Source organism: Pseudomonas sp. FSL R10-2189 (assembly GCF_009600325.1).
In the GTDB taxonomy this organism is placed as follows: Bacteria; Pseudomonadota; Gammaproteobacteria; order Pseudomonadales; family Pseudomonadaceae; genus Aquipseudomonas; species Aquipseudomonas helleri.
In genome coordinates this window covers 65,964-78,933 of the sequence record NZ_WIVZ01000021.1, presented here as the reverse complement: position 1 = coordinate 78,933, position 12,970 = coordinate 65,964, and the positions used below count along the sequence as shown (strand labels likewise).

Sequence of the window (12,970 nt, the reverse complement as noted above, 5' to 3'; positions counted from 1 at the left end):
ATGACACACCCAACTCAATCCTCATCCAAAATCGCCCGTTTCCTGTTTGGCGTGCTGGCCTACGTCAGCTTGGGCATCGGCCTGATCGCCATCGTGATCCCTGGCTTACCCACCACCGAATTTATTTTGCTCGCTGCCTGGGCTGCGACCAAAAGCTCCCCTCGCCTGAGTGCCTGGCTCGAAAACCACCGTTTGTTTGGCCCGATTTTGTTCAATTGGCGCAACGGTAAAATCATCCAGCGCAAAGCCAAAGTCAGCGCCACCATCAGCATGCTGCTGTGTGCCGGGCTGATGCTTTACGTGCTTGATCACGACTGGCCGGTGTTCCTGGCCATTGCGGGCATGAGCATGGGCAACCTGTGGATCTGGTCCCGCCCGGAACGCTTGCCGCTGGCGAGCGAGTAACTGAACGGCAAGCTCGCTCCTACCGTTTATTGGGGGTTAGAGAGTTAACGCCCCGCTGTACAGCCCATACGCCGCGCCCAGCGCGGTAATCACGACTGCCGCGAATATCAGCGGCTCAATGCCCTTGAACAGCACCTGCCCTTGCTCACGCTTGGCCTTGGCGAACAGAAATATCCCCGGCGCATAGAGCAACGCGGACAACAGCAAGTACTTGGGCCCCGCCGCATACAGCAACCACATCGCGTAGATCAAAGCGATGGCCCCTATCAGCAGGTCCTTGACCCGGCTACGACTGGCCTTGGCATAGGTCTCACCGCGCACGCACAACAACACTGAATACGCCGCCGACCAGAAGTAAGGCACCAGAATCATCGATGAGGCGAGGTAGATCAGGGTGGTGTAAGTGCCCGCAGACACCAGCGTGATGACCAAAAACAGCTGAATCATGATATTGGTCAGCCACAGGGCGTTGACCGGCACATGGTTGGCGTTTTCCTTTTTCAGGAACGCCGGCATGGTTTTATCCCGAGACGTCGCGTACAAAATCTCGGCGCACAACAACGCCCATGACAGCAGCGCACCAAGCAATGAAACCGCCAGGCCGATGCTGATCAGAATCGCCCCCCAATCCCCCACCACATGCTTGAGCACCCCGGCCATCGACGGGTTTTGCAGTTGCGCCAGTTCGGGCTGAGTCATGATGCCCATCGACAGCACGTTCACCAGCACCAGCAACGCCAGCACGCCGAGAAACCCGATCACGGTGGCCTTGCCCACATCGGAACGCTTTTCGGCGCGCCCCGAATAAACACTGGCGCCTTCGATGCCGATAAACACAAACACGGTGACCAGCATCATGTTGCGCACCTGGTCCATCACACTGCCGACGCTGGGCATTTCAGAGCCCCACAGGTCACGGGTGAAGATGTCGGCTTTAAACGCCACGGCGGCCAGCACGATAAACATCACGATCGGTACGATTTTCGCGACGGTGGTGAGCTGGTTGATAAACGCGGCCTCTTTGATGCCGCGCATCACCAAAAAATGCACGCCCCACAGCAACAGCGATGCACAGCCAATGGCAATGGGCGTATTGCCCTGGCCAAACGCGGGGACGAAAAAACCCAAGGTGCTGAACAGCAACACGAAGTAACCCACGTTGCCCATCCAGGCACTGATCCAGTACCCCCAGGCCGACGAGAAGCCCATGTAGTCGCCAAACCCGGCCTTGGCGTAGGCGTACACCCCCGAATCCAGCTCCGGCTTGCGATTGGCCAGGGTCTGGAACACAAAGGCCAGCGCCAGCATGCCCACCGCCGTGATTGCCCAACCAATCAATACCGCAGCGCCAGCGGCTCGTTCGGCAATATTTTGTGGCAATGAAAAAATACCGCCGCCAATCATCGACCCGACCACTAACGCAATCAAGGCATTGAGCCGAAGCTTCTGGGTCTGCTGAGACATCGCTACCTCTTTGTTGGGTGTTTTATTAATGCTGGTTATCAAGCGACAGGCAGTTGCGAGTAAATAAATGTTTGTCCCAAACGTTTAATAAAGTTGCGCTATAAGCCTGATTTTTTTAACAGCAAGATTTTCTATTAAAGACCAAAAACTAGCGCAGATGCAGATGACGTTTTCATTTCACAGGTCGTTAAATGAAACATTCGGCTCACATTTGCAAATTCTCAAATAGTGTCTAGCTTCATTCCCCACGACGAATCAATTAAAGCCGCTGTATTACCTGAAAGCCCTCTGGAGCCGGGTTTCCAGCGCGCGTCATAAAAATGCGCAATAGCGACCTCCCCGCTCTACTGACAATGGAATGTAGTCATGACCTGACCTAAGTCAACAGGGTAAGCAAACAACGCAATAACCTCTGAGACATCACTTCACATGGATTGGAGTCACTCTAAATGTCTGACACTCCTGGAAAACTTCGACTAGGTGCATTGGTTGCTCTGGTAGTCGGTTCAATGATTGGCGGCGGGATTTTTTCGCTGCCGCAAAACATGGCGGCAAGTGCGGATGTCGGGGCGATTTTAATCGGCTGGGCGATCACCGCCGTGGGCATGCTGACCCTCGCATTTGTGTTCCAGACCCTGGCCAATCGAAAACCCGACCTGGACGGCGGCGTGTACGCCTATGCCAAGGCCGGGTTTGGCGATTACATGGGTTTCTCATCGGCCTGGGGGTACTGGATCAGTGCCTGGCTGGGCAACGTGGGTTACTTCGTGCTGCTGTTCAGCACACTCGGTTACTTCTTCCCTATCTTCGGTGAAGGCAACACGGTCGCCGCCATCGTCGGCGCGTCAATTCTGCTCTGGGCCGTGCACTTTCTGGTCTTGCGCGGCATCAAGGAAGCAGCGTTCATCAACCTGGTGACCACCGTCGCCAAGGTCGTGCCGCTGATTCTGTTCATTCTGATTGCACTGTTCGCGTTCAAACTGGACATCTTCACCAGTGACATCTGGGGCCTGAAAAACCCGTCGCTGGGCAGCGTGATGGACCAGGTGCGCAACATGATGCTGGTCACCGTGTGGGTGTTCATCGGTATCGAAGGCGCGAGCATCTTCTCGTCCCGTGCCGAAAAACGCTCAGACGTCGGTCGCGCCACCGTGATCGGTTTTATCACCGTGCTGCTCTTGCTGGTGCTGGTGAACGTGCTGTCGCTGGGCATCATGACTCAGCCAGAACTGGCAAAACTGCAAAACCCTTCGATGGCGGCCGTGCTTGAACATGTGGTCGGCCACTGGGGGGCGGTGCTGATCAGCGTCGGCTTGATCGTGTCCTTGCTGGGTGCCCTGCTGTCGTGGGTGCTGCTGTGTGCAGAGATCATGTTCTCGGCTGCCAAAGACCACACCATGCCGGCGTTCCTGAAGAAGGAAAACGCCAACCACGTACCGGTCAACGCCCTGTGGCTGACCAACGTGATGGTGCAGATCTTCCTGATCATCACCCTGTTCTCGGAAAGCACCTACCTGTCGCTGATCTATCTGGCGACCTCGATGATCCTCGTGCCTTACCTCTGGTCGGCGGCCTACGGCCTGCTGCTGGCGGTGCGCGGCGAGACTTACGAGAACGCCCTGGCTGAACGCAAAAAAGACCTGATCATCGGTTCTGTCGCGCTGATCTACGCGATCTGGCTGATCTATGCCGGTGGTCTGAAGTACCTGCTGCTCTCGGCGCTGCTGTATGCACCTGGCGCCATCTTGTTCGCCAAGGCCAAGCGCGAAAGCGGCCAACAAGTGTTTACCAACATCGAGAAAGTGATTTTTGCCGCAGTGATTATCGGTGCCCTGGTGGCAGCGTATGGCCTCTACGACGGCTTTCTAACCCTGTAATACCCTGTTTTATGTACTTTGGAGGATGACTGTAATGACCACGGAAAAAGTGAAGTACGGCGTGCATTCCGAAGCCGGCAAGCTGCATAAGGTTATGGTGTGTTCCCCAGGCCTGGCTCACCAGCGTCTGACCCCGAGCAACTGCGACGAGCTGTTGTTTGATGACGTGCTCTGGGTCAACCAGGCCAAGCGTGACCACTTCGATTTCGTCACCAAAATGCGCGATCGCGGGATTGATGTGCTGGAGATGCACAACCTGCTGACCGATATTGTTGCCATTCCAGAAGCGCTGGACTGGATCCTTGACCACAAGGTCACGCCAAACCAAGTGGGCGTGGGCCTGGTCAATGAAGTCAAAGCCTGGCTCAAGAGCCTTGAGCCGCGCCACATTGCCGAGTACCTGATTGGCGGTGTCTCTGCTGACGACCTGCCCAATAGCTTCGGTGGCAAAACCATCCAGATGTTCCGTGATTTCCTGGGCCACACCAGCTTTATCCTGCCGCCCCTGCCGAACACTCAGTTCACCCGTGACACCACCTGCTGGATCTACGGTGGCGTAACGCTGAACCCGATGTACTGGCCAGCCCGCCGTCAGGAAACCCTGCTGACCACGGCAATTTACAAGTTCCACCCTGAGTTCACCCAAGCTGAATTCAAGGTCTGGTACGGCGACCCGACCGTTGACCACGGCAATGCCAGCCTCGAAGGCGGCGACGTGATGCCAATCGGCAAGGGCGTGGTGCTGATCGGCATGGGCGAGCGCTCGTCACGCCAGGCCATCGGCCAACTGGCACAGAACCTGTTCAAGAACAAAGCGGTTGAGCGTGTGATTGTTGCCGGGCTGCCCAAGTCTCGCGCGGCGATGCACCTGGACACCGTGTTCAGCTTCTGCGATCACGACCTGGTGACTATCTTCCCGGAAGTGGTCAATCAAATTGTCGCCTTCTCCCTGTACCCGGATGAAAGCAAAGCCGGTGGCATTGACGTTCGTCGTGAAGAAGCCAGCTTCCTCGATGTGGTCGCCAAAGCCCTGGGCCTGAAAACCCTGCGCGTTGTCGAAACCGGCGGTAACAGCTTCGCCGCCGAACGTGAGCAGTGGGATGACGGCAACAACGTCGTGGCACTGGAGCCTGGCGTGGTCATCGGCTACGACCGCAACACCTACACCAACACCCTGCTGCGCAAGGCCGGTGTCGAAGTGATCACCATCAGCGCCTCTGAACTGGGACGCGGCCGTGGCGGCGGCCACTGCATGACCTGCCCGATCGTACGCGACCCAATCGATTACTAAGTCACCCATTGATTGCTTGCGCTGACCCCACAAGGGGCGGCGCAAGCCGGTTAACCAGAAACCCAGGAGATCCCCATGGCGTTTAACATGAAAAACCGCAGCTTGCTGAGCTTGGTTCATCACACCCCTCGTGAGCTGCACTTCTTGCTGGATCTGTCCCGTGACCTCAAGCGCGCCAAGTACACCGGTACTGAAGAGCCGCACTTGAAAGGCAAGAACATCGCGCTGATTTTTGAAAAAACCTCGACCCGCACCCGTTGCGCGTTCGAAGTGGCGGCCCACGACCAGGGCGCGCACGTGACTTACATCGACCCGGTTTCTTCGCAAATCGGCCACAAAGAAAGCATGAAAGACACCGCCCGCGTTCTCGGCCGCATGTTTGACGCCATCGAATACCGTGGCTTTGAGCAAGTGGTTGTCGAAGAGCTGGCCAAGTACGCAGGCGTACCGGTGTTCAACGGCCTGACCGCTGAGTTCCACCCGACGCAAATGATCGCTGACGTGCTGACCATGCGCGAACACAGCGACAAGCCGCTGCACAACATCAGCTACGCCTACCTGGGCGATGCGCGCAACAACATGGGTAACTCGCTGCTGCTGATCGGCGCCAAGCTGGGCATGGACGTGCGCATCGCCGCACCAAAAAGCCTGTGGCCAGAAGAAGCCTTCGTCAAACAATGCGAGGAATTCGCCAAGGAAAGCGGTGCCAAAATCACCCTGACCGAAGACCCTAAAGCCGCGGTCAAAGGCGTGGACTTCATCCACACCGACGTATGGGTGTCGATGGGCGAGCCGGTTGAAACCTGGAACGAACGCATCAAACTGCTGCTGCCTTACCAGGTCAACACCGACATCATCAAGGCGGCAGAAAACCCGCGCGTGAAGTTCATGCACTGCCTGCCGGCGTTCCATAACAGCGAAACCAAAGTCGGCAAGGACGTGGCAGAGCATCACCCGAACCTGAAAAACGGCATTGAAGTGACCGAAGAAGTGTTCGAGTCGCCGGTCAACATTGCGTTTGAACAGGCTGAAAACCGCATGCACACCATCAAGGCCATTCTGGTGGCGGCGCTGGCTGATATCTAAGCCCTGGTTCGGTTGGCCTGTGCACACCGGCCTTCTGTGGGAGCGGGCTTGCTCGCGATGGTATCAGCGCGCGTTCAGAGACAGACCGCGTCGACAGCATCGCGAGCAAGCCCGCTCCCACACCACAGCGTCGCTTACCCTCCCCTTTAAATAAGGACATTTTCTATGCGTATCGTCGTTGCACTGGGCGGTAACGCCCTTCTTCGTCGCGGCCAGCCCATGACCGCTGACAACCAACGCGAAAACATCCGTACAGCCACCGCCCAAATCGCCCGCGTCGCCCCTGGCAATGAACTGGTGGTGGCGCACGGTAACGGCCCGCAAGTGGGCCTGCTGTCGCTGCAAGCCGCTGCCTACACTGACGTTGCGCCCTACCCGCTGGACGTGCTCGGGGCTGAAACCGAAGGCATGATCGGTTATATGATCGAGCAAGAACTGGGCAACCTGCTGCCCAAGGACGTGCCTTTCGCCACCTTGCTGACCCAGGTCGAAGTCGACCCCAAAGACCCGGCTTTCAAGAACCCGACCAAGCCGATTGGCCCGGTGTACAGCGAAGCTGACGCCAAGCGACTGGCCGCTGAAAAAGGCTGGGACATTGCCCCGGACGGCGACAAGTTCCGCCGTGTGGTGCCAAGCCCCAAGCCCAAACACATCTTTGAAATCCGCCCGATCAAATGGCTGCTGGAAAAAGGCACCGTGGTGATCTGCGCGGGCGGTGGCGGTATTCCGACCATGTACGGCGAAGACGGCAATCTCAAAGGCATTGAGGCGGTGATCGACAAAGACCTGGCCTCGTCCCTGCTGGCTCAACAGCTCAACAGTGACTTGCTGGTAATCGCCACAGACGTCAACGCTGCCTTTATCAACTGGGGCAAACCTGACCAGAAAGGCATTACACAGGCGCACCCGGACGAACTGGAAAAACTCGGCTTTGCCGCTGGCTCCATGGGCCCTAAAGTTGAAGCGGCCTGTGAATTTGCCCGCAAGACCGGCAAGACTGCCGTGATCGGCGCACTGGCGGATATTGAAGCAATCGTTCAAGGTAAGGCAGGTACTCGAGTGAGCACCGAGAAACCTGGTATTACCTACTTCTGAACCCAAGGGCAGGCCTGGCGGTCTGCCCTTGACTACTTAGCCTCAAGGAGCAGCCCTATGGCCTCGTTCGAACCCGGTCACCTGCATATCCATCGCGAACCGCTGCAGCCGGGCGACTTTGGTTATGACATCAAAATCGATTACCAGGTCGTTCAAGATCCCAAGGAAGGCAGGTCGATGCAGTTCGACATGCACGGCCAGATCAACAAAAAGGATTTCAAGGACTCGTTCACGCTGCCCAAGGACATGGCGTTCGATTTCGCCCGCGTGGCCTTCAAAATCGCCGTGAAAAACGGTATTCCCAGCAACGCGAACATCCTGTCGATGCATAAATACTACGACTTGATGTTCAAGGACGTACGAGAGCAACTCGACGTCAAGCCGGGTGACCCGGTAAAACCTGAACACCTGGAATAACCCCCTGTAGGAGCGAGCTCGCGATCTTTTAAACGATCAAAAGATCGCGAGACAAGCTCGCTCCTACAGAGCCGATGTGCGGCTCACATTTCACCAATCCTCCCCGCCAAGGCATACTGGCCATCCCCTGGCTTAAGTTTTCTCGTTCCCATGCGTATCCATGTCAGTTTTATCGACCGTGTCGGCATCACCCAGGAAGTTCTGGCGTTGCTGGGCGGGCGTAATCTCAACCTGGATGCCGTGGAGATGGTCCCGCCCAACGTCTACATCGACGCCCCGACCCTCAGCCCGCAAGTGCTCGACGAGTTGCGCGAAGCGCTGTTCCGGGTCAACGGCGTGCAGTCGGTGCGGGTGGTCGATATCCTTCCCGGCCAGCGCCGCCACCTGCAACTCGACGCCCTGCTCGCCGCCATGACCGACCCGGTACTGGCGCTGGACAGCGGTGGCCACGTGCTGCTGGCCAACCCGGCGCTGGTTACGCTGTATGGCCGTGACCCCACCGGTGAAAGCATCGGCGAGCTGTTCAGCGATCCCGGCCTGCTCAATGTGTTGCTGGAAAACGGCTTTCGCCTGCCGCTGCGCGAAGTGACGCTCAACGGCCAGCCGCTGATGCTCGATGCCACGCCGATTACCGACGCCGGTGCCTTGCTCACGCTGTACCAGCCCAGCCGTATTGGTGAGCGGTTGGCCGCCCTGCATCACGACCACGCGGAGGGCTTTGACGCGCTGCTCGGTGACTCCCCGGCGATTCGCACCCTGAAGGCCCGTGCCCAGCGCGTAGCGGCGCTGGATGCACCGTTGCTGATTCAGGGCGAAACCGGCACCGGTAAAGAGCTCGTGGCCCGCGCCTGCCATGCGATCAGCACTCGTTTTGCGGCGCCGTTTTTGGCCTTGAACTGCGCGGCGCTCCCGGAAAACCTGGCCGAAAGTGAGCTGTTCGGCTATGCCCCCGGCGCCTTCACCGGCGCCCAGCGCGGCGGCAAGCCGGGGCTGATGGAGCTGGCCAACCACGGCACGGTGTTTCTCGATGAAATCGCCGAAATGTCGCCCTACCTGCAAGCCAAGCTGCTGCGCTTTTTGAATGACGGCAGCTTTCGTCGAGTGGGCGGCGAGCGTGAGGTCAAGGTCAATGTTCGGATCCTCAGCGCGACCCACCGTAACCTCGAAAAAATGGTCAATGAAGGGACGTTTCGTGAAGACCTGTTCTATCGCCTGAACGTGCTGAACCTTGAGGTGCCGCCGCTGCGCGAGCGTGGCCAGGATATTTTGCTGCTGGCACGCGCCTTTATGCAGCAAGCTTGCACACAAATCCAGCGCCCGGTGTGCCGCCTGGCACCCGGCACTTACCCGGCGTTGCTGGGCAATCGCTGGCCGGGTAATGTGCGGCAATTACAGAACGTAATTTTCCGCGCGGCCGCGATTTGCGAAAGCACGCTGGTGGATATCGGTGATCTCGACATCGCGGGCACCTCGGTCGCCCGGCAAAGCGATGGCGAAATAGAAACCCTGGAAATGGCGGTCGAAACGTTCGAAAAAGCCCTGCTGGAAAAACTCTACGTCAGCTACCCCTCAACTCGCCAATTGGCCAGCCGCCTGCAAACCTCGCACACCGCCATTGCGCACCGCCTGCGCAAGTACGGCATTCCGGGTAAAAATTAAGCCTCGCGATCTTTTAAAAGATCGCGAGGCAAGCTCGCTCCTACAGAAACCTTATTTTCCGTATTGATTTCATTCCAGCGGAACGATTTCGATACAGGCATGCCAATCCTCAGTAGCCCAAGGCTTTGATCCACTTAGATTTTTTTATGACGCCAGCACTGTAGCGATTTCGCTACAGCGTGATGGATCAATTACCTGCGAAAAACATATAACTAATTGATAAATAAGGCTTTTAATAAACTGGCAACCATCTTGCAATGATCATCGCATTTAGCTCGGCCTGCACGAGCATTACACCTGTGACCACCAGACATGTCTGGCCCTGAGGAGTTTCGATGAGCGAATTGCGTTTTACTGAAGACCACGAATGGCTACGTGCCGAAGCCGATGGCAGCGTGACCGTAGGCATTACGGCTTTTGCGCAAAACGCTTTGGGCGATGTGGTGTTTGTTCAATTGCCAGAGTTGCAGGCTTACGACAAAGGCGCTGAAGCCGCCACGGTTGAATCGGTCAAGGCCGCCAGCGGCGTGTACATGCCACTGGACGGTGAAGTCCTCGAACTGAACGCTAAACTCGAAGACAGTCCAGAACTGGTCAACGAGGATCCGCTGGGTGAAGGCTGGTTTTTTCGCTTTAAACCGGCTGATCCCGAGGCGCTCGGCAAACTGCTCACGCAGGACGCTTACGACCGCTTGATCAAAGCTCAAGACGACAACTGAGGAGCCGGCCATGACGATTAATCTCAGCACTGCCAATGAATTCATCGCGCGCCACATCGGCCCGCGTCAAGCCGACGAACAGGCCATGCTCACCACCCTGGGCTTTGACTCGCTGCAAGCGCTCAGCGCCAGCGTCATCCCGGAAGGCATCAAGGGCACCAGCGTACTCAACCTGCCCGCTGGCCAAAGTGAAGCCGATGCTCTGGCGTCGATCAAAGCCATCGCGGCGAAAAACCAACTGCACAAAACCTATATCGGCCAAGGCTATTACAACTGCCACACGCCTTCGCCGATCTTGCGCAATCTGCTGGAAAACCCGGCCTGGTACACCGCTTACACGCCGTATCAGCCGGAAATTTCCCAGGGTCGTCTTGAAGCCTTGCTGAATTTCCAGACGCTGATCAGCGACCTCACCGGCCTGCCGATTGCCAACGCTTCGCTGCTCGACGAAGCCACCGCGGCCGCCGAAGCCATGACCTTCTGCAAACGCCTGAGCAAGAACAAAACCAGCGAGCGCTTCTTCGCCTCCCGCCACTGCCACCCGCAAACCCTCGATGTGCTGCGCACCCGTGCCGAGCCGCTGGGTATTGAAGTGGTGGTGGGTGACGAACGTGAGTTGAGCGACTTGTCGTCGTTTTTCGGCGCCCTGCTGCAATACCCGGCAAGCAACGGCGACGTGTTTGATTATCGCGATCTGGTTGAACGCTTCCACGCCGCTAACGCGCTGGTGGCAGTGGCCGCTGACTTGTTGGCGCTGACTTTGCTGACACCGCCTGGTGAATTCGGCGCCGACGTGGCCATCGGCAGCGCCCAGCGCTTTGGCGTGCCACTGGGCTTTGGTGGCCCGCACGCGGCTTACTTTTCGACCCGCGATGCCTTCAAGCGCGACATGCCGGGGCGTCTGGTCGGCATGTCGGTAGACCGTCACGGCAAACCGGCGCTGCGCCTGGCGATGCAAACCCGCGAGCAACATATTCGCCGCGAGAAGGCCACCAGTAACATCTGTACCGCTCAAGTGTTGCTGGCCAACATCGCCAGCATGTACGCCGTGTACCACGGGCCTCAAGGCCTGACCCAGATTGCCCGGCGCATCCATCAGTTGACCGCAATCCTTGCCCAGGGCCTGAAGGGGCTGGGGCTGAACGTTGAGCAAAGCCAGTTTTTCGACACCCTGACCCTGCACACCGGCAGCCGCACCAGCGCGCTGCACGCCAAGGCTCAGGCCCAGCACATCAACCTGCGGGTGGTCGATGACGAACGCCTTGGGCTGTCGCTGGACGAAACCAGCAGCCAGTCCGACGTGGTTGCCCTGTGGGCCTTGCTCGCAGTCGATGGCCAGACATTGCCTGACTTCGACGCCTTGGCCCAATCGGTAAAAGGCACGCTGCCTGCGGCGTTGCTGCGCCAGTCGGCGATTCTGAGCCACCCGGTGTTCAACCGTTATCACTCCGAAACCGAGCTGATGCGTTACCTGCGCCGCCTGGCTGACAAAGACCTGGCGCTGGACCGCACCATGATCCCGCTGGGCTCGTGCACCATGAAGCTCAACGCCGCCAGCGAAATGATCCCGGTGACCTGGGCTGAGTTCGGCAACCTGCACCCCTTTGCTCCTGCCGAGCAAAGCCAGGGCTATCAGCAACTGACCCGCGAGCTGGAACTCATGCTCTGCGAGGCCACCGGCTACGACGCCGTGTCGCTGCAACCCAACGCCGGTTCCCAAGGTGAATACGCCGGCTTGCTGGCCATTCGTGCCTATCACCAGAGCCGTGGCGAAGAGCGCCGCGACATCTGCCTGATCCCCTCCTCGGCCCACGGCACCAACCCGGCGACCGCACACATGGCCGGTATGCGCGTGGTGGTGACGGCCTGCGACGCACGCGGCAACGTCGACATTGAAGACCTGCGCGCCAAGGCCATCGAGCACCGCGATCACCTTGCCGCGCTGATGATCACCTACCCGTCGACCCACGGCGTGTTTGAAGAAGGCATCCGCGAAATCTGCGGCATCATTCATGACAACGGCGGCCAGGTGTACATCGACGGTGCCAACATGAACGCGATGGTCGGCCTGTGCGCACCGGGCAAGTTTGGCGGCGACGTGTCGCACCTTAACCTGCACAAAACCTTCTGCATCCCCCACGGCGGTGGCGGCCCGGGCGTTGGCCCGATTGGCGTCAAGTCGCACCTGATCCCGTTCCTGCCGGGCCACAGCGCCCTGGAGCGCAAGGAAGGCGCGGTGTGTGCCGCCCCGTTCGGCAGCGCCAGCATTCTGCCGATCACCTGGATGTACATCCGCATGATGGGCGGCGAAGGCCTGAAACGCGCCTCGCAATTGGCCATCTTGAACGCCAACTACATTGCCCGCCGTCTTGAAGAGCATTACCCGGTGCTGTACTCGGGCGCCAACGGCCTGGTGGCGCACGAATGCATCCTCGACCTGCGCCCGCTCAAAGAAACCAGCGGCATCAGCGTTGATGACGTGGCCAAGCGCCTGATCGACTTTGGCTTCCACGCCCCGACCATGTCGTTCCCGGTGGCAGGCACGTTAATGATCGAGCCGACTGAAAGTGAATCCAAACAAGAGCTGGATCGCTTCTGCGAAGCCATGATCCGCATCCGCGAGGAGATTCGCGCGGTCGAAAACGGCACCCTCGACAAAGACGACAACCCGCTGAAAAACGCCCCGCACACGGCCGCAGAAATCGTTGGCGAGTGGACCCACCCGTACAGCCGTGAACAAGCGGTGTACCCGGTCGCGTCGTTGATCGAAGGCAAATACTGGCCGCCGGTGGGCCGTGTCGACAACGTGTTCGGCGACCGCAACCTGGTCTGCGCGTGCCCGTCGATCGAGAGCTATCAGGAGGCTTGATCCCGATCCGTAGGAGCGAGCTTGCCTCGCGATCTTTTGATCTTTTTAAAAGATCGCGAGACGAGCTCGCTCCTACACGTTTTGCTTG

Annotated in this window: 10 protein-coding genes; 9 read left to right on the top strand and 1 reads right to left on the bottom strand. The window is 58.4% G+C overall.

From position 1 onward, the window contains the following. Complete coding sequence (locus GHO32_RS16190) at window positions 1-405, top strand: YbaN family protein (protein WP_048368458.1); 405 nt, start codon at window positions 1-3, stop codon at window positions 403-405. A 36-nt stretch (window positions 406-441) separates the two neighbouring features. Here the strand turns inward: GHO32_RS16190 and arcD (GHO32_RS16185) are convergent, their stop codons facing one another. Then, on the bottom strand, window positions 442-1,869 hold the full coding sequence (arcD, locus tag GHO32_RS16185) for an arginine-ornithine antiporter (protein WP_153338218.1): 1,428 nt from the start codon (window positions 1,867-1,869) through the stop codon (window positions 442-444). A 449-nt stretch (window positions 1,870-2,318) separates the two neighbouring features. On the opposite strand from arcD (GHO32_RS16185), the gene arcD (GHO32_RS16180) reads away from it, so the two are divergent. The 8 genes from arcD (GHO32_RS16180) to gcvP all read left to right on the top strand — a co-directional run bounded on the left by arcD (GHO32_RS16180) (window position 2,319) and on the right by gcvP (window position 12,882). Continuing rightward, on the top strand, window positions 2,319-3,746 hold the full coding sequence (arcD, locus tag GHO32_RS16180; protein ID WP_048367967.1) for an arginine-ornithine antiporter: 1,428 nt from the start codon (window positions 2,319-2,321) through the stop codon (window positions 3,744-3,746). A 34-nt stretch (window positions 3,747-3,780) separates the two neighbouring features. Beyond that, the gene (gene arcA / locus GHO32_RS16175) at window positions 3,781-5,037 is read left to right on the top strand and encodes an arginine deiminase (RefSeq protein ID WP_153334183.1); all 1,257 of its coding nucleotides are present in this window, start codon (window positions 3,781-3,783) and stop codon (window positions 5,035-5,037) included. Window positions 5,038-5,112: 75 nt separating this feature from the next. Continuing rightward, window positions 5,113-6,123: an ornithine carbamoyltransferase gene (locus GHO32_RS16170; protein ID WP_048367970.1), complete on the top strand. Its 1,011-nt coding sequence runs from the start codon at window positions 5,113-5,115 to the stop codon at window positions 6,121-6,123. A gap of 165 nt (window positions 6,124-6,288) precedes the next feature. Then, complete coding sequence (gene arcC, locus GHO32_RS16165) at window positions 6,289-7,218, top strand: carbamate kinase (protein ID WP_123749763.1); 930 nt, start codon at window positions 6,289-6,291, stop codon at window positions 7,216-7,218. 57 nt (window positions 7,219-7,275) lie between these two features. Continuing rightward, window positions 7,276-7,635: a DUF5064 family protein gene (locus GHO32_RS16160; RefSeq protein WP_123749762.1), complete on the top strand. Its 360-nt coding sequence runs from the start codon at window positions 7,276-7,278 to the stop codon at window positions 7,633-7,635. Window positions 7,636-7,785: 150 nt separating this feature from the next. Beyond that, entirely contained in the window at window positions 7,786-9,294 is a 1,509-nt protein-coding gene (locus tag GHO32_RS16155; protein ID WP_153334180.1) for a sigma-54-dependent transcriptional regulator, read from the top strand. A 335-nt stretch (window positions 9,295-9,629) separates the two neighbouring features. Further along, entirely contained in the window at window positions 9,630-10,013 is a 384-nt protein-coding gene (gene gcvH / locus GHO32_RS16150; protein WP_048367977.1) for a glycine cleavage system protein GcvH, read from the top strand. A 10-nt stretch (window positions 10,014-10,023) separates the two neighbouring features. Further along, window positions 10,024-12,882: an aminomethyl-transferring glycine dehydrogenase gene (gcvP, locus tag GHO32_RS16145; protein ID WP_153334177.1), complete on the top strand. Its 2,859-nt coding sequence runs from the start codon at window positions 10,024-10,026 to the stop codon at window positions 12,880-12,882. The last annotated feature ends 88 nt before the right edge of the window (window positions 12,883-12,970 follow it).

Coding starts and splice junctions, on each gene's coding strand:
- arcA (WP_153334183.1), top strand. CDS start 3,781: ATGACCACGGAAAAAGTGAAGTACGGCGTGCATTCCGAAGCCGGCAAG.
- arcD (WP_153338218.1), bottom strand. CDS start 1,869: ATGTCTCAGCAGACCCAGAAGCTTCGGCTCAATGCCTTGATTGCGTTA.
- gcvP (WP_153334177.1), top strand. CDS start 10,024: ATGACGATTAATCTCAGCACTGCCAATGAATTCATCGCGCGCCACATC.
- gcvH (WP_048367977.1), top strand. CDS start 9,630: ATGAGCGAATTGCGTTTTACTGAAGACCACGAATGGCTACGTGCCGAA.
- arcC (WP_123749763.1), top strand. CDS start 6,289: ATGCGTATCGTCGTTGCACTGGGCGGTAACGCCCTTCTTCGTCGCGGC.
- GHO32_RS16170 (WP_048367970.1), top strand. CDS start 5,113: ATGGCGTTTAACATGAAAAACCGCAGCTTGCTGAGCTTGGTTCATCAC.
- GHO32_RS16155 (WP_153334180.1), top strand. CDS start 7,786: ATGCGTATCCATGTCAGTTTTATCGACCGTGTCGGCATCACCCAGGAA.
- GHO32_RS16190 (WP_048368458.1), top strand. CDS start 1: ATGACACACCCAACTCAATCCTCATCCAAAATCGCCCGTTTCCTGTTT.
- GHO32_RS16160 (WP_123749762.1), top strand. CDS start 7,276: ATGGCCTCGTTCGAACCCGGTCACCTGCATATCCATCGCGAACCGCTG.
- arcD (WP_048367967.1), top strand. CDS start 2,319: ATGTCTGACACTCCTGGAAAACTTCGACTAGGTGCATTGGTTGCTCTG.